Source organism: Helicobacter sp. MIT 05-5294, from assembly GCF_000765675.1.
In the GTDB taxonomy this organism is placed as follows: Bacteria; Campylobacterota; Campylobacteria; order Campylobacterales; family Helicobacteraceae; genus Helicobacter_D.
Window position 1 is genome coordinate 1 of sequence record NZ_JRPA02000092.1, and the last position, 410, is coordinate 410.

Annotated in this window: 1 pseudogene; it reads right to left on the reverse strand. The window is 30.2% G+C overall.

The annotated features are described in order from the left end of the window. Window positions 1-94: 94 nt before the first annotated feature. A pseudogene (locus tag LS69_RS10990) lies at window positions 95-410 on the reverse strand (hypothetical protein); the annotation flags it as partial.

Sequence of the window (410 nt, forward strand, 5' to 3'; positions counted from 1 at the left end):
TCCAAAACACCTCATATTCTCCTGCTGGTATTCTTGTATCACTGCCTGCAAACTTTTGTTGTTCGTTAGCGATTTTACCAACATTTGGATTATATCATGCTGGTTCTACAATATAGCCTTTTATATCTTTACCCTCTGAATCTTTAACTATTTCATCATCTAGCTTTAAACTAAATTCGCTTATAGTAGCCCAATACTTAAAGTCTTCATTGTTGGGACTATATTCCCATTTCCTTATAACTTCTAATACCATTAAGCCTTTATTTTCTTTTTCATTTTCTAAAGATTCTCTTTTCCATTCTTTGATAATCTCATTCTCTTTAAAATCTTCAATAATTGGAATCTTAAATTGTTTAGTGATAGATTGTTTCTCTAAATCCTTAGATTCTATTTGAATCTTTTGTGCTTTG